Raw genomic sequence first — 15066 nt, 5'->3', positions numbered from 1 at the left:
TGTAACCAGCATAGCGAGCCCCCGCAAACTTCACGGATCGACCTTGCGGGTCTGGCACGAACGGGGGAGGTTGGGGCGCAGACGATAGGCGACCCGGGCCCCCTACGGCTGCTCAAGGGTTGACAAGCCCATAATCTTGGTTCACCATGCGATGGGTACATTCACGGATACTGTGAGCGACGGGATTTCTTACGTTCCTACGTGAGTCGGTTACACCCACTGCTGGCAGTCCATTCCGGTCCATATGCAAGCATGAGAAAGCCGTCCGGCGGCTCAAGTCGCCAAACAGGGACCGCCGGACGGCACCGGACAAAGAAGGAGTCCTCCCTTGCCGTCTACGACCATACGCTATCCCAGGCTGCCCGAAAACTCCCGGGAGTTCTCGCGCGACTACCCTCCGGGATTCGGTCCGGGAGAGCCGAACTATGAGCCTGACCACCTCCGACACCGCCCCGGCGACGACTGGCAGATCGGTGGCAGGCCGTATGATCCCGAAGACCGCGGGCCGTACGGCGCACCCGGATGGAGTCCCGACACCCGCACCGGCCGCCACCGCCGCGGCGAACTCCCGGACCCGCCGGCCGAGTCCGATTCGCCTCACTTCTCCAGGCCGCGCGAGGAGGCGTTCGAGCGCTATATGCGCTTCTCAGAACCCCTTGCATCCGCCCACGACCAGGACCGCGCGGCCATGGACGGCCCGGGCCGAACCGTCGCGCTCCTCAAACGCATCCTCAACTGGCTCATCGCGGTGATCAGAGGCCCTGAACCCGTTGGCGCCGCGCAAAGACCGGAGGGCGAGTACAACCTCCGCCGCAACCCGTCGAACCCACCCCGCCCGACTTCTCAGTATCTCCAGCTCTGGGAGGCACGCTTCGACGCTTGCCACCACGCCTCGGGGAACGAGGTGGCACTGTGACGCCGCCTTATTACATAGACGAGGAACTCGAGCCGCTCCCGATCCTGGCCACCAGGATGATCGAAGGTCGTCAACTCCAGTTCGCGCTGCTGCCCGACCGACCGGGCTTCCGGCTTTCCTTCACCGACCGCTACCCGGCCCTGCTCGGCGAAATCACCGGCCTGGACACGCCGACCCCGACGCTGACGGCAACCGAGAACCTGCACCGCCCCTGGGCCCTGAATACAGGAGCAGCGGTAGCCCTCCACGACATAGCCACCTTCACCTGGCACCACCGGGTTCGACTCCTGGACGAAGCCGAGTGATATTCAAGGGCCGGAGTCGTGCCGTGGGGCGTCTCCGGTCCTTCCTGCGGCAAGAGCGGCGTGAGTTCCCGCCGTGCCGAGCCAGGAGGTGCAGTTCATCTGGTGAGTCTGGCTTCGATGGATTCGACGACCGCCGGGGCGTACTGTTCGAACATCCATTCCCCTACCTCACCATCTGAGGGCATGAGGTCATCCACGGTGACGATTAGTTCGGCCCTTATGACGTAGAACTCGCCGAGGACGAATGTACGGATAATGTATGAACCGGTCGCCCCAGGGAGCCTGTAGACGACTGCATACGCCTCGGTTTCGCCTGATTCCCCGACGTATCCCTCAGTCATTGAGTCGGGATTCTCAACTCGACTGTAGAAGTGTTCGGCCGCTTCGATATTGTTGTTTTCGGTCCAAATGTTGAGGTTGATTTCAGCGTGTGATTTCGGGAACTCTTTCCACACGCTCGTGTTGCATACGCTCTGGGGGCCGCTGGGTTTCTCCTCGTACTCGTCCTCAAGGAAGTACTCCTCGATCATCGCTGCTCCGAGTAGGGCGCAAGCGTCTTCGATCCCCTCGATCTGAGTCCGCAGCTCGTGAGTACGTATGGTCTCCGTCGGAGACGGGCGGTCTGGCTTCTCAGGAGGTGAATCTTCGCTGCCTGACGTGCAAGCGGAAATCAAGAATACTGTGGAGAGCGCGATACCAAGTATCAGGTGCTTCATCGAAATAGAGTGTGTCATCAGGTCCCTGCCCCCGGGATCAGATGGGAGTACCCGGTGTCTCCTCGGTGGCCATCAAACTCTCGTGTGAGGTTTATCGATGCCTCTTTGATGTTCGCGGATCGACTCTGTTCGGCATTGCCGATAGCTGTCTTGAAAGCTGACGTATAGGTGGAGGGTTCTCAGGACTCAGCGACCTTTTCGACCGAGATCTCCGAACTCCAGTTGCCGAAGGCATCAACCACTCCTGCGGTAAACCCGCCAGCGTTGACTACCCAGGGCACCCCACTGAACATGAGCCCCAAACCGCCTATGAACATAGAGAAACCCCCGAGAGGGCTCACGGCGGCATCGTAGATCTCGGTGATCTCCCCGCGTTCACCGAGCTGGCCGTGGAGATCGTCCAGTGCCGCATCCAGCTCCAGACGGAACATGGTGGTAGCCGCCAACTGCGCACCAGCGCTGTCTCCTAGCCAGTGGGTCATGACTTTAAGCTTCGCAAGTGCATCGATGGTGTACCCGAATTGCTCCTGGGCCTCCCCGGAGGCGTCGTCGTCCCAGTTGTGTTCGAACATGGAGTTGATCAGAGTGCTCTCGGTCGGACTTGCCGCTTTTTCCGTCACTCGGGTGTATGCGGCCCGCGCCAGTTCGGTCACCTGATATGCCTGGTCGGGGTCGCCGCCGTCGGCGAGTGCTGATTCGAGTCGGCCCGAGGCGCTTTCGAGGTGATGGGTGACATCGGCCGATGCGGTGGAAGCCATCGCCTCCAACTCTGCCGATTCGGCTTCTTCCGGCACGGGGCACATGGTGATTTCCGACCAGATCGTCTTCATGTCTCCGCTGGCGCTGGCGACATCGGGAGCCGGTTGCCCGCCATCGGACTCCCAGATCGACCGGGGAAGCCACAACTGCCATTCGATGTCCGGGTACGCGGTCGCGACCTCGCGGCGGCAGGCGATCGCTTTGAGTGGAGTCCGAAGCTGTTCGAGTTTGTCCAGCAGTTTCTCGTCGGTCGGGTAGTTGGGCTGTTCGGCGGGAGGACCGGTTGCTGTGAGCCCTTTGAGTGTGTCGAGCCAGCTCATGGGGTATGCCCTTCGGTATAGACGGGTGTCGGCCGCTCGGGGCCGAGGGGCGGGGACGGTCGGTCGAGGTCAGTAGGTCCGGCCCTGTTGGCCTGTCCGGTCGGTGCCATCGGCGTCGTTGATCTCGTAGACGCCGTACTCCTTGTCCAGGTTCTCGTACTCGTCACCAGCTTCGTAGTCGTCACGATGATCGGGAGCTGCTGCCTCTTCCAGCTCGTCGGCCCGCTGCTCGATCCGATCGTCCAGGGTCTCGTAGCCTTCCGGCGCGACGACCGATTGAGCGTCGTCAACGGTTTCTTCGAAGAGACTCTCGAACTGGTCGGTGTTCTGGGATTCGGACTCCCGGATGAGCTCGACCACTTGGACGAGGCTGGGGCCGAACGCCTCGAGATTGATCGCCGACTCGTAGACCACCTCGTACGTGAATACATAGCAGTCGTTCCAGAGCGGGACCAGCGAATCGCTGAACGCGTTGTCGCTCCAGCGGCCGGCCTTGTCGACCAGCTCCAGGGTTTCGAAGTACCAGTCGGCCAGGGCCGGAGCGTGGGTGGTACCGACTTCCTCGATCTTGTCGAGGTCGTATGAGGGCATGGTGTTGGGTACTCCCGGGGTGTCATCGGTGAACGGTGCCTCGACAATATCGAAAATCGACCAACTGTGGTGTTCGCCGGGATTCAGGTGGTCACGCACGTTCTGACGCCCGGCACCTTTGAATCGGCGAGCCGTGCAGCGGCGCAGCGAGACCCTCTGGTGCGGCATCCCGGACGCATGCGAGACCGCTTCCAGACGAGGTGAGAGTCGGCGATCTCGGTCCAAGGCATGATGCCGTCCACCTCCCCAGCGCCCCTCCGCGAGGCGCGGTTCGACCGCGCGCTATCGAAGGCGCGTGCGTTCGTTCGGGGCCGACCGCTGTGGGCAGGGCTCGACGGTCGGGTTTGGGTGGGGCGGGGTGGTGTTGGCACGATGTCGGGATACACCGCGCGGGCGCCGCTTGTAAACTGAGAGACGCACCGCCAACCCGGTGAGTTTGCACGGACGGGTTATGGTGACTGCGAATCGACACAAAACTCACTGGGATACCCCTGACGGCCTTGCGCCTCAGCCCCGGTTCTATTAGCAGGAGGTGAACGATGGCCGGCCAAGAATTGGATGCTGACACAGCCCACCAGGCAGCCACCGACACACTGAACACGCGGGAGAGCGTCGACGGGAACCTCAACACCCTGAGGAACCTGATGGAAGACCTCTCTCAGGCATGGACTGGTGCCGCTGGAACCTCGCTCCAGAACACCATGACCACCTGGGACGCGAAGGCCGCCCAGCTGCTTGACGCCCTCTCGAACATCGCGACGAACCTCGACGCCAGTGCCACCGCGAGCACCGAGCAGGACGCCGACGACGCTTCCGCCCTCGGTGCCTACGGCAACGAGCTGTAGAAACCCCCAAGGACTTAGGAAAGAGGTGAAAATTCATGGGCCGCATTAAAGTCGATTACGCGACTCTCGAAGAGGCTTCCCAGATCGTCACCAGCAACGCCCAGGACATCGAGAGCCAGCTCGGCGACCTCCGCGGTATGCTCCAGAACCTGGACTTCACTGGCGCCGCTCGCGACGCGTACCAGGAAGCCCAGGACCAGTGGGACAACTCGATGGAGGACATCCGCTCGATCCTGGAGGCGCTCGGTAACGCCATCGACACCGCCAAGGAGAACTACCAGGCGACCGAAGCCGCGAACATCAGCCGCTTCGGGTAGCGAGACCTTCTCGAAGCCGAGAAAGAAACCCGGGCCGATCCGCGATCGGCCCGGGTTATTCGTCGTCCGGGTCTGTTCTCCAGGGTCCTCTAAAGGCCTTCGTCGGCGGTCTTCGCCGGCAGCGGGCCGCTCGAACGCGACCCGGCCCGCCAGCCGCGCCGGCGCCCCTCCGGGATGACCTTGCGCAGCACCAGCACCAGGGTGATCAGCAAGATCGCGCCGCCCACGCTCGCCCAGGCGATGGTCTTCTCGGTCGCCAGCGGGTCGTAGCCGACGTCGATCGCCGGGATCTGGCTCGGCTCGGCCTCGACGAACGGCTCCTCTTCTTCGGAGTCGTCCTCCAACGGCGCGGTCAATGCGTTGGGGATGTTCAGCACCCCGTAGCCCTGGTACATGTTGAAGTCGTCCGGCGGGTGGATCGCCGTGTCCCGAAGGCGCTGCTCGACCCACCGCGGGTCCGCCAGATCCGGGAACTCGGCTTTCAGCAGTGCGGCGGCACCCGCCACGTGCGGTGCGGCGAAACTCGTGCCCGAGAGCAGATCGTAGTCCTCGCCGTTCGCCGACGGCAGTGCGATATCCACCCCCGGGGCCAGCAGGTCCAGGTTCTCCCCGAAGTTGGTGTCGTTGTACCAGTTCCCCGACTGGTTGTGTCCTCCGACCGCGATGACCTCCGGATAGTTGGCCGGATAGTAGGCCCGATCGTTGGCGTCGACTCTGTCGTCGTCCATCCAGATGGAGGCGTTGCCGGTCGCGGCCACGATGATCACGCCGTCCGCGATCGCGCTGGCAACGGCCTGCTCCAGTTCGGTGGTTTCGAGCACGGCGATCGACACGTTGATGACATCGGCCCCGGCCTCGACCGCGCCGAGGATCGAGGCGGCCAGCATCCTGCTCTTGACCTCGTCCCCGGCCTCGGATCCTTGGAAGATCCGGATCGGGATGATCTCGGCCTCCGGCGCCACCCCCAGATAGGCCGAATCGGCCTCGGATCCGCCCGCGATAATGCCCGCGACGCCGGTGCCGTGCCCGTTCGCATCGCACTGGCCCCGGGAGTCGGCGTCGAAGAGGTCGGCGCCCTCCAGCACTCGGTCACCGAAAGTGGGATGGAAGGCGGTCACACCGGAGTCGATGACGGCGACCCTCACCGGTTCGCCGTTGTCGACACGGATGCCCTCGTTGTACTGGTGGGCGATCTCGATACCGGCGGTGTCGACGTTCCACGGCTTGTTCTGCAGCGGCTCGTTCGACACTGTCGGGATCTCGCACGGCACGCGATCGTCTTCGCCGACCATCCACTCCTCCTGCCACTCGCCCCAGTCGAACTGGGCCGACGCCGGGGCAGCCGTCAGCAGGAGCGTGCTCGCCGTCACCGCTGCCGCGACGGCCGAATAGAGAGGAAAACGCGGGAGGAATCGCACTCGGCCAGTCTAACGCCGGACCGCCAGCCACACCGACCTGCACACCGCCGGGCCCAGGTCCCCGCCAGGTGGACTTGCCCGCTTACGATAGGTACGACCACTCACCTTCTTGATGGAGACGTCGCAAATGACGATGATGCAGGCCGGGGAGCAAGCTCGCGGCACCGCGTCCGTGCAAGCCCAGCAGGACGGCCCAGCCCCGGGCGAGACCGTCGTGTTCACGACGCGCTCCTCGGGAAGGCTCGGCCCGATAACGGTCGTGCAGCTCATCGCCGTCGAGATCGCGCTCACGATCGCCCTGGCCTGCATGGCCTTCCCACTGCCGATCATGGCGGCGGGCGGCGGCGTCGCGCTGATCATCGTGGTGATCGCGTTCTGGCGCAAGGGCGACTACTGGTGGTACCAGACCGTGCCGTTGCGTTCGCGGCTGCGCCGCCGCGTGCGGTCCCTCGACCCCGAGCAGCTCACCGAAGTCCTCCACCGGATCGCACCCGACCTGGGTATCACCGGCGTCGAGGACCGCGACGAGAACGTGGGCATCGGTCACGACAACAGCGGCTGGTTCTCGGTGATCGAGATCGGCTCCACCGACGAGGGCACCAAGGCCGTCCCGCTCGAGCGCCTCGAGCGGCTCTTCGACGAGACCTCGGTGCCGGTCACGGCCGTCCAACTCGTCGGCCACACCACTCCGGTCGGCTTGGCCGCCTACGACGACAGCGCCGCCGCCCGCTCCTACCGCGAACTGCTCGGCCAGTACCCGGCCGTCGTCCACCACAAGGCGTGGCTGGCCGTCCGGCTCGGCGCCCGCGACGCCCGCGAGGCCACCGCCGAGCGCGGCGGCGAGGTCGACGGCGTCTACAAGGCGCTCGCCTCCACCTCCCAGCGCGTCTCCAAACTCCTGGGCAACGTCGGCGTCCCCAACCGGATCCTCGACGCCGAGGGCGTCCGCGAGGGCGTCCAGCAGTCCCTCGGTGTCGCCTTCGCGCCCGTCCCGGGCGAGCGCACCGCCGAGGAGTGGAACCACTGGTACGCCGACGGCCTGCGCCACGTGTCCTACCGGATCGTCAAATGGCCGAGCGACGCCGAGGCCCTGCACCGCACGGTCGACGCCCTCTCGGGCATCCCGGCCGCGTTCGTGACCGTCTCGATCGTGGTCACCGCCGGAACCTCCGGCAAGGTCAACCCCGACGGCCGCGTCACCGGCCGCCAGCTCGCCGTCGACGCGGTGGTGCGGCTGGCGCTCGACCAGACCGCCTGGGAATCGGCCCAGAACCAGCTGCTCAACGTCGCCGACCAGCTCGGCGTGCGGCTGCAGCGACTCGACGGCGAGCACGGGCCCGCCGCGTACGCGTCCGCCCCGACCGGAGGAGGTCCCCGATGAGCGACCGCAGGAACGGCAACGTCTACGGCGGCGGCACCTACCGGGGCGGCTCCTACCAGGGAGGCACGTACGGCGGCGGACGTCACCACAGTGGCGACGACGAGGAGCCGCGTGACAAGACCGGCGACGCCGAGAAGGCCGAGCAGCGGCCCTCGATCGAAGACGACGACGGCACCATGAAGGTCGCCAGGCGCGGCGGCCCGTCCGCCTACGGCTCGCCCGCCCGCGGCGGCGCCGAGCCGCCGCGCGCGCAGCAGGCACAGCAGCCGCCTCAACCCCAGCCACAGCAGCCTCAGACACCGAAGCCGACCGGGCAGCCGGGGCCCCCGGCCTCCCCGCCGCAGTCCGCGCCGCGCCCGCCCGCCCGGCCCCCGGCCGCGCCGCAGGCCCGACCTCAGGCACCCCAGCCCTCGCAACCGCAGTCACAGCAGCCCACGTCGCCACCGGCCGGGCCGCCCACCTCACCGCCTGCGAAACCGCCGACCTCTCCGCCGGCGCAGCCCCCGACCTCGCAGCAGCAGCGCCCGCCGACCGGGCCGCCCACTGGACAGCAGCCCCCGGCGAACCGGCCGCCCGCGGCCCAGCCTCCGGCACCGCAGCCGCCCGCACCCAAACCGACCCCACCGGGACCGCAGCAGCAGACCCCGGCCCCGCCCCCGCCGGCTCCCGCGCCGTCGCCGGCGCCGCCCGCGCCGACCCCGTCCCAGGCCCCAGTCTCGGCCGCCCCCGTCTCGGCCCAACCGGTCTCCGGGCACCCGATGTCCGTCCAGCCCGTCTCCGGCCAGCCGATCTCCGGGCAGCCGATCTCCGGGCAGCCCATGTCCGGCCAACCGGCCTCGGCCCAGCCGTACTCGGGCATGCCCTACTCCGGCGCGGCCCCCATGAGCGGCGGACCGGTCAGCTCCATGCCGACCTCCGCCGGACTCTTCGGCGTCTCCCAGGTCTCGGCCGGACCCACCGAAGGCACCGTCTACGGCCTGCCGGTCACCGACCGCGCCGTCGAAACCGCCTCAGACGCCGGCAAGCCGATCGAACCGCTGCGCTCGGCCCCGCAAATCCCGACCGCCCGCGCCCTCGAACTGATGACCTCGGCCAGCCCGCCCTCCGGGCTCGTCATCGGCCGCGACGCCGAGCAGGTCCCGGTCGTCGCCCCGTTCTTCCGCCCCGAGGAGACCCGCGTCAACGTCATCGGCGGCGTCTACCTCGCCCGCCTGCTGGTCTTCCGCGCGCTCGCCCTCGGCACCCGCGTCGCGGTCTGCACCACCCGCCCCCAGGAGTGGAACGGTCTGGGAGAGGCCGCCACCGGACGCAACGACCGCCTCGCCGTCCTCCACGGCGACCAGCCGGTCACCGTCGAGGCCAGCCAGCACTCGCCGGCGCTCTACGTCTACGACGTCGGCGAACGCGGCTCCCAGGTCAAACCGGTCCTCGGCCCCTGGCGCACCCAGCTGACCGTGCTGCCGCGCCTGAGCAACTTCGCCGACGAGCTCACCTCCGAGGCCCACATGACCGTGCTCCAGCGCCTCACCGCCGAAGAGGCCCAGATCGCCCGGTCGAGCATCCGCGTCAACCAGGAAGTCCTGCAATGGCTCCAGATGCTCCACGACGACATGATCGCCATGCTCCGCAAGGGCCAGAAGGAGAAGTACCTCTGGTGCGCCCCGACCTCCATCGAAGGGCAGATGTTCGGCCAGCCCATGCGCACCTACTAGACGTATGAAGAAGGCGGGCGGCGCAATCGCCGCCCGCCTTCTTCATAAGCTCTGTCAGGAATCGCGCCAAGCCGACAGGTACGAGTCGGCCAACTCCGCGGACAACTCCCCGAGACCCGCCTCGTCGAGCCCCGAATCGACGATCGACAGCCGCACGACCAGATACACGTTCCCGTCCTGGACATGCAGCTGGTAATTCGAAGTGCCCTCGTCGACCACCCGCGCCACCGCCGCCGACTGGTCACCGACATCGGGCGCCGAATCGACGACCGCCCACGTCTCCTCCGACTCGCTGACCTGTCCGTAACCCAGATCGAAGTTCACCCCGGCCTTCGCGTCGGACTCGAAGACCGTGCTCTCGAACTCCAACAGCGCCGTCGAGCTCTCGGCCGACCCGTACGTCATCGAGCACAGCTGCTCCCAACCGCGCTGCCGGTCCCGCGTCTCCGCGCTCGGCTCCGCCTCGCCGTCGACATAGTCGGCCATCGGAGCGGCGTCGACGAAGCTGCAGGGCTCCTCGCTGGCCGCGTACTCCAGGTTCGGGTCGGCCGCCTCATCGCCGCCCCCGGTCGAATCATCGCGGTTGAACCACCACCAGCCCGCAGCGCCCAGCAGACCCAGCACCACCACGACCGCGATGATCTTCGGAATCGGACTGGACTTGCGGGCGCGGCTGCGCTTCTTCTGGAAGTCCGAGCGGCGACGCGAGCGCGACACCTCGCCCAGCCGGCCGATCGCCGTGGTCTCCTGGCCGTCCCCCCAATCGCCCTGCCCCGCGTCGGAGAAGGCGGCCTCCTCGAACGGCTCGGGCGCGCGCTCCGGGTCCGCCGGCGCCGGCGTGGGCGGCGACTGGGCCCCGTACGCCGGAGGCTGCGGCGGCTGGGGCACGCCCCCGGCCCGCGGCGCGGGCTGCGGCGAAGCCGGCGGCCGCTGACGATCAGGGCCTCGACCGGCCTGCGGACCGGGCCTGCCGCCCGCCGCCGGCATTTGGCCTCCCTGCCCGGGAGGCGTCTGGCCTCCCCGGCCGGACTCGGGCCGCCCCGCTCGCGGCTGCCACTGGTTCGACCCCTGCCTCCGGCCGTCGTCTGGCGGCTGGTTGTAGGCCGGGCCAAAGGGCGGTGTGGCGCTCACAATATCCTCCACGCGTGATTTCCCGGCGTGTCGGACTTGACGCCGGGGCAGTCACGGCCAGCTTAGAGGGAAGCCGCTCAATTCCCTTCCCGGGGGAGCGCGTCGATGAGCCCGGCGGCCAGATCCGCCGTCAACTGCTCCCGGTCTCCGCCCTCGGGCGGCGCGCCCGTGAAGAACCCGTTCATGCTCAATGTCGCGTTCGCCTCCTGGGCGTGGAGCCGCACCTCGACCTCCTCACCGCCCTCGAGCAGCGCCGACGCCGCCTGCTCGGCCACCCCGCCGACGCTCGAAGTTTCGTGGCCCTCGGAGGCCTCGAACTCCAGCACCCCCGCGTACGAGGCCCGGGCGTCAGAGGTCTCCTCGTACACCTGCACCGTCGCCAGCAGCGTCACCAGGCGATACGCCTCGTCGCCGGCGTACTCGGCCGTGTAGGTGCAGGAGAAGGCGCGAACCTCCTCCTGCGACTCGGTCGACGACTCCCGCGACACCTCCGCGTCCGCCCACGGCGCCAGCAGTTCCTCGTCGATCACCGAATCGCAGAGATCGCCGATCCCGTCGGTGAGCACCAGCGGCTCGGCGTCTCCGATCCCGCTCATCCAGAACAGGACCGTCCCGCCGCCGGTCAGCAGCAGCACGATCGCCGCCAGCACACCGCCGGCGCTGGCCAGCTGCCGGAACCGGTCGGCACCACGATGTCGCCCCTGGTAGGCGTCGGGTTTCCCGTCGCCCGAGGGCTCCTCCGACTCGTCTGAGTCGACAACCTGCAGTGCGATCTGTCCGTACCTCCGTGTGTCGGCCTGCGCCGCCGCGCCGCCCCAAAGCGTATCGAGTACACAGGACTCAAGCCAGTTCCTCGACGTGCCAACCACCGAGCGTCGCCGTAACTCACCTGTTCGTGTGGAGAGTCACTGAGAGGCGCGGCACCGGCTCGCCGTCCGGGTCGGCGGATGACCCGGAGTGTGCGATACTCGAACTTGACCACTCGACCGGGCAGAGGTGTTTTCCCGGGACGAGGTGAAGGCTTTAGGTGTGGTCAGGATGGCGCCGGAGGGTGCCGCAACCGCACCGCTTATGCCGCGCCCGTGCGGCAGCGGACGCAACAACGCGTCAGCGCCCGGGCAGCGGCTGGAATGGAGATTTATTCGCATGCGCGAGAACGAGCCGCGCGAACAGCAGGTGCCCGCTGCCCCGGTCACCTTCATGCCGCCGCAGAAACCGAAGAACCAACCGCCCGCCGAAGCCGAGACGGGAGCCGAGCGCAACCGCGCCTCAGCGGCCCCCACCGCGGCTCCGGTGTTCGCGCCCCCGCCCAAGGTCGAGAAGACCGACAAGCCCGCTGACGAGGGCGAACGCGAACCGGCGCGCCCCAAGAAGACCCAGCCCAAGCAGGCTCAGAAGAAGAAGAGCAAACCCGAACCGGCCTCGCGCTCGAACCGCAAGGCCGAAGAACCCGAGGCCGTCGATGACACCGACGACGACTTCGACGACGACACCGAAGCCGGACGCCGCCGGCGCGGCCGCCGAGGCCGCCGAGGCAGGGGTCGCGGCAAGGGCGCCGAAAACGCGTCGGACAGCGACGAGCAGACCGACGACGAGCCCGAGGCCGCCGACGACAACGGCTCCGACGAGTCCCCCGAGGTCACCCGCCGCCGCAGGCGCAGACGCAAGCGAGCCGGCTCCGACGACTCCGACCGCAGCGCCAAGAGCAGCGACGACGACACCGAAGTCGTCGTCAAGGTGCGCACACCCCCCAAGAAGACCTCCAACGACGACGTCCGCGGCGTCTCCGGCTCCACCCGCCTCGAGGCCAAGCGCCAGCGCCGCCGCGACGGCCGCAAAGGCGGACGCAACCGCGTCCAGGTCGTCAGCGAGGCCGAGTTCCTCGCCCGACGCGAAGCCGTCGAACGCCAGATGGTCGTCCGCTACCGCGCCGGCCGCGCCCAGGCCGCCGTCCTCGAAGACGACATCCTCGCCGAGCACTACGTCCAGAAATCCGGCTCCCAGGGTCTGGTCGGCAACGTCTACCTCGGCAAAGTCCAGAACGTCCTCCCCAGCATGGAGGCCGCGTTCGTCGACATCGGCCGCGGCCGCAACGCCGTCCTGTACGCCGGAGAGGTGAACTGGGACGCCACCGGCCTGGCCGGCAAGGCCCGCTCCATCGAGCAGGCCCTCAAACCCGGCGACTCGGTGCTCGTCCAGGTCACCAAGGACCCCGTCGGCCACAAGGGCGCCCGCCTGACCAGCCACATCGCGCTCTCGGGCCGCCACCTGGTCTACGTTCCCGGCGGCAACGCCTCCGGCATCTCCCGGAAGCTCCCCGACCGCGAGCGCACCCGCCTGCGGGCCGCGCTCAAGAAGTTGGTCCCCGAGAGCGCGGGCGTGATCGTCCGCACCGCCGCCGAAGGCGCCGGTCCCGAGGACCTGGCCCGCGACATCTCCCGGCTCCAGATCGAGTGGGAGGAGATCCAGACCAAGGCCAAGAAGGGCAACGCGCCGTCGGTCCTGCACTCGGAGCCCGACGTGCTCATCAGGGTCGTCCGCGACGTCTTCAACGAGGACTTCAAGGAACTCCTGGTCGAGGGCGACGACTCCTACGACGAGATCCACAAGTACCTCGAATCGGTCTCGCCCGAGCTCCTGCCGCGCCTGAAGCACCACACCGGCTCCAAGGACGTCTTCGCCGCGAAGCGGATCGACGAGCAGCTCCTCAAGGCCCTCGACCGCAAGGTCTACCTGCCCTCCGGCGGATCCCTCGTGATCGACCGGACCGAGGCCATGACCGTCATCGACGTCAACACCGGCCGCTTCACCGGTGAGGGCGGGAACCTCGAGGAGACCGTCACCAGGAACAACCTCGAGGCGGCCGAGGAGATAGTGCGGCAGCTGCGCCTGCGCGACATCGGCGGGATCATCGTGATCGACTTCATCGACATGGTCCTCGAATCCAACCGCGACCTCGTGCTGCGCCGCCTGACCGAATGCCTCGGCCGGGACCGCACCAAGCACCAGGTCACCGAGGTCACGTCCCTGGGTCTGGTCCAGATGACCCGCAAGCGCGTCGGCCAGGGCCTGCTCGAGGCGTTCTCCGAGCCCTGCGACCACTGCAAGGGCCGCGGCCTGGTCGTCAACACCGACGAGATCCTCGGCGGCGGTTCTTCCAACAAGAAGAAGAACGGCGGCGGATCCGGCGGCAAGAAGAAGAAGGCCAAGTCCGGGAAGTCCGAGCAGAAGCAGTCCGACGTCAAATCGGCCGCCGAGCAGACCGCGAAGATCGCCGCGGCCGGCACCGAGGACGAAGCCGGCGAGGAGAGCGAGACGGCCTGAGGCCCGAGCACGCCGCGGACTGTGACGTTCGCGGCGTCGGGCTGAGCCCGATGCCCGAACCAGGCGCTACATGACGTACGCTAGTGAGCGGCCTGCAGAGCCCTCAGCTTCCCCGCCTGCAAGTGCGGGGGCGGACTCGGTCAAGCGGGCCGGCCACGGCGACGCGTGCGGAGCCGATACTGGCAAGGGCGGGACACCGCAAGATTTGACAACCACCGTTCCCCTGCGGGGGGAACTATTTCCCCGCACGGGGAGGACCCAAGGAGACCAGCGTCGACATGTACGCAATCGTCAAGACTGGCGGAAAGCAGTACAAGGTCGCCGAGGGCGACGTCCTCGAAGTCGAGAAGCTTCAGGGCGAGCCCGGCGACGCTCTTACGCTGCCTGCGGTGTTGCTCGTCGACGAAGGCACTGTGGTCACCGACGCCGCCGGCGTCACGGTGAGCGGTGAACTTCTCGAGCACACCAAGGGCCCGAAGATCAAGATCCACAAGTACAAGAACAAGACCGGCTACCACAAGCGCCAGGGGCACCGCCAGCCGCTGACTCGCGTCAAGGTCACCGGGATCAAGAAGTTAGGGGTTGACCGATGGCACACAAGAAGGGTGCATCCAGCTCCCGTAACGGGCGCGATTCCAACTCCAAGCGCCTGGGCGTGAAGCGCTTCGGGGGGCAGCAGGTGAACGCCGGCGAGATCCTGGTCCGCCAGCGGGGAACCAAGTACCACCCGGGCGACCTGGTGGGCCGCGGAGGCGACGACACGCTCTTCGCACTGTCCGCGGGTGAGGTGCTGTTCTCCAGCAAGCGTGGTCGCAAGCTGGTCAACATAGTCCCGAGCGATTCGTAGGACGAGCCGCCAAGAGAGCTTGAGAAGCCGGGGACCGCCGAGAGGCGGTCCCCGGCTTCTTTCGTTCATCGAGGAGAGGCCCGAACACTGTAGGTAGTCCAATGCGAACTCCATTGGGGGCCATTGCATTAGCGCAGTTCAGGGTAGTGGCGCCGATCATGCTGACCCCCCTTTGCGAGCCGGGTTAAGCGCGTGTATATTTGTTCCTGCCCGCGGGGGAACGGAACAACCAGAAGGTTGGTCCGGAAGCCGCCGGAGATACAGCGACAGGCTCATAGAAGCAGTGGCGCGATCCGGTAGCTGAGCCGCGGGAGATCTCAGAGACTCGAAGAGACTCGATCATGTGTGACTCAGGTTAATCACCCTGAACTTTGCACAGCAGAGAGAGACTGGTAGAGTTAAGAGGTTGCTCCGGCTAAGGCCAAATCACGAAAGTGAATTGACTTGGTTGTGGCGTGTTGTTTGAGAACTCAACAGGGTGTTT

At 67.2% G+C, this 15066-nt stretch carries 15 protein-coding genes and 1 pseudogene; 10 read left to right on the top strand and 6 right to left on the bottom strand.

Going from position 1 to position 15066, the window contains the following annotated elements:
• The first annotated feature begins 328 nt into the window (after nucleotides 1-328).
• Together JFB92_RS13605 and JFB92_RS13600 are read left to right on the top strand one after the other, a co-directional pair.
• Nucleotides 329-916, top strand: coding sequence for a hypothetical protein (locus tag JFB92_RS13605; protein WP_199039505.1), 588 nt, complete (start codon nucleotides 329-331; stop codon nucleotides 914-916).
• Entirely contained in the window at nucleotides 913-1221 is a 309-nt protein-coding gene (locus tag JFB92_RS13600; RefSeq protein ID WP_199039502.1) for a hypothetical protein, read from the top strand. The genes JFB92_RS13605 and JFB92_RS13600 overlap by 4 nt, the downstream gene beginning before the upstream one ends.
• Before the next feature lie 95 nt (nucleotides 1222-1316).
• On the opposite strand, the gene JFB92_RS13595 is transcribed toward JFB92_RS13600, so the two are convergent.
• From JFB92_RS13595 to JFB92_RS13585, 3 genes are all read right to left on the bottom strand, one after another.
• Nucleotides 1317-1937, bottom strand: coding sequence for a hypothetical protein (locus JFB92_RS13595; RefSeq protein ID WP_199039499.1), 621 nt, complete (start codon nucleotides 1935-1937; stop codon nucleotides 1317-1319).
• Between the two features lie 179 nt (nucleotides 1938-2116).
• Entirely contained in the window at nucleotides 2117-3016 is a 900-nt protein-coding gene (locus tag JFB92_RS13590; protein ID WP_199039497.1) for a hypothetical protein, read from the bottom strand.
• Between the two features lie 69 nt (nucleotides 3017-3085).
• Nucleotides 3086-3832, bottom strand: a complete 747-nt coding sequence (locus JFB92_RS13585) for a hypothetical protein (RefSeq protein WP_199039493.1) — start codon at nucleotides 3830-3832, stop codon at nucleotides 3086-3088.
• Nucleotides 3833-4146: 314 nt separating this feature from the next.
• On the opposite strand from JFB92_RS13585, the gene JFB92_RS13580 reads away from it, so the two are divergent.
• Together JFB92_RS13580 and JFB92_RS13575 are read left to right on the top strand one after the other, a co-directional pair.
• Nucleotides 4147-4452, top strand: coding sequence for a WXG100 family type VII secretion target (locus JFB92_RS13580; RefSeq protein ID WP_233163166.1), 306 nt, complete (start codon nucleotides 4147-4149; stop codon nucleotides 4450-4452).
• Between the two features lie 35 nt (nucleotides 4453-4487).
• Complete coding sequence (locus JFB92_RS13575; RefSeq protein WP_199039487.1) at nucleotides 4488-4769, top strand: WXG100 family type VII secretion target; 282 nt, start codon at nucleotides 4488-4490, stop codon at nucleotides 4767-4769.
• An 89-nt stretch (nucleotides 4770-4858) separates the two neighbouring features.
• Here JFB92_RS13575 and JFB92_RS13570 read toward each other — a convergent pair whose 3' ends face one another.
• Entirely contained in the window at nucleotides 4859-6187 is a 1329-nt protein-coding gene (locus JFB92_RS13570; protein ID WP_199039484.1) for a S8 family peptidase, read from the bottom strand.
• Between the two features lie 127 nt (nucleotides 6188-6314).
• Here JFB92_RS13570 and eccE point away from each other — a divergent pair, with 127 nt between their 5' ends.
• Both eccE and JFB92_RS13560 read left to right on the top strand, forming a co-directional pair.
• The gene (eccE, locus tag JFB92_RS13565) at nucleotides 6315-7568 is read left to right on the top strand and encodes a type VII secretion protein EccE (RefSeq protein WP_199039481.1); all 1254 of its coding nucleotides are present in this window, start codon (nucleotides 6315-6317) and stop codon (nucleotides 7566-7568) included.
• Entirely contained in the window at nucleotides 7565-9280 is a 1716-nt protein-coding gene (locus tag JFB92_RS13560; RefSeq protein WP_199039478.1) for a hypothetical protein, read from the top strand. The genes eccE and JFB92_RS13560 overlap by 4 nt, the downstream gene beginning before the upstream one ends.
• Before the next feature lie 54 nt (nucleotides 9281-9334).
• Here JFB92_RS13560 and JFB92_RS13555 read toward each other — a convergent pair whose 3' ends face one another.
• Nucleotides 9335-9910: a hypothetical protein gene (locus tag JFB92_RS13555; protein WP_199039475.1), complete on the bottom strand. Its 576-nt coding sequence runs from the start codon at nucleotides 9908-9910 to the stop codon at nucleotides 9335-9337.
• A 7-nt stretch (nucleotides 9911-9917) separates the two neighbouring features.
• On the opposite strand from JFB92_RS13555, the gene JFB92_RS13550 reads away from it, so the two are divergent.
• Nucleotides 9918-10214, top strand: coding sequence for a hypothetical protein (locus JFB92_RS13550; RefSeq protein WP_199039472.1), 297 nt, complete (start codon nucleotides 9918-9920; stop codon nucleotides 10212-10214).
• 274 nt (nucleotides 10215-10488) lie between these two features.
• Here the strand turns inward: JFB92_RS13550 and JFB92_RS13545 are convergent, their stop codons facing one another.
• The gene (locus JFB92_RS13545; RefSeq protein WP_199039469.1) at nucleotides 10489-11280 is read right to left on the bottom strand and encodes a hypothetical protein; all 792 of its coding nucleotides are present in this window, start codon (nucleotides 11278-11280) and stop codon (nucleotides 10489-10491) included.
• Between the two features lie 277 nt (nucleotides 11281-11557).
• Here JFB92_RS13545 and JFB92_RS13540 point away from each other — a divergent pair, with 277 nt between their 5' ends.
• From JFB92_RS13540 to rpmA, 3 genes and pseudogenes are all read left to right on the top strand, one after another.
• Complete coding sequence (locus tag JFB92_RS13540; RefSeq protein ID WP_199039466.1) at nucleotides 11558-13735, top strand: Rne/Rng family ribonuclease; 2178 nt, start codon at nucleotides 11558-11560, stop codon at nucleotides 13733-13735.
• 278 nt (nucleotides 13736-14013) lie between these two features.
• Nucleotides 14014-14304: pseudogene (gene rplU / locus JFB92_RS13535) on the top strand (50S ribosomal protein L21); the annotation flags it as partial.
• A 20-nt stretch (nucleotides 14305-14324) separates the two neighbouring features.
• Nucleotides 14325-14582, top strand: a complete 258-nt coding sequence (rpmA, locus tag JFB92_RS13530; RefSeq protein WP_199039460.1) for a 50S ribosomal protein L27 — start codon at nucleotides 14325-14327, stop codon at nucleotides 14580-14582.
• Nucleotides 14583-15066: the final 484 nt, after the last annotated feature.

Source organism: Glycomyces salinus (genome assembly GCF_016428645.1).
Classification (GTDB): Bacteria; Actinomycetota; Actinomycetes; order Mycobacteriales; family Micromonosporaceae; genus Glycomyces; species Glycomyces salinus.
This window is presented reverse-complemented; position numbering and strand designations above follow the sequence as displayed.

Coding starts and splice junctions, on each gene's coding strand:
- JFB92_RS13595 (WP_199039499.1), bottom strand. CDS start 1,937: ATGAAGCACCTGATACTTGGTATCGCGCTCTCCACAGTATTCTTGATT.
- JFB92_RS13590 (WP_199039497.1), bottom strand. CDS start 3,016: ATGAGCTGGCTCGACACACTCAAAGGGCTCACAGCAACCGGTCCTCCC.
- JFB92_RS13580 (WP_233163166.1), top strand. CDS start 4,147: ATGGCCGGCCAAGAATTGGATGCTGACACAGCCCACCAGGCAGCCACC.
- JFB92_RS13575 (WP_199039487.1), top strand. CDS start 4,488: ATGGGCCGCATTAAAGTCGATTACGCGACTCTCGAAGAGGCTTCCCAG.
- eccE (WP_199039481.1), top strand. CDS start 6,315: ATGACGATGATGCAGGCCGGGGAGCAAGCTCGCGGCACCGCGTCCGTG.
- JFB92_RS13560 (WP_199039478.1), top strand. CDS start 7,565: ATGAGCGACCGCAGGAACGGCAACGTCTACGGCGGCGGCACCTACCGG.
- JFB92_RS13550 (WP_199039472.1), top strand. CDS start 9,918: ATGATCTTCGGAATCGGACTGGACTTGCGGGCGCGGCTGCGCTTCTTC.
- JFB92_RS13540 (WP_199039466.1), top strand. CDS start 11,558: ATGCGCGAGAACGAGCCGCGCGAACAGCAGGTGCCCGCTGCCCCGGTC.
- rpmA (WP_199039460.1), top strand. CDS start 14,325: ATGGCACACAAGAAGGGTGCATCCAGCTCCCGTAACGGGCGCGATTCC.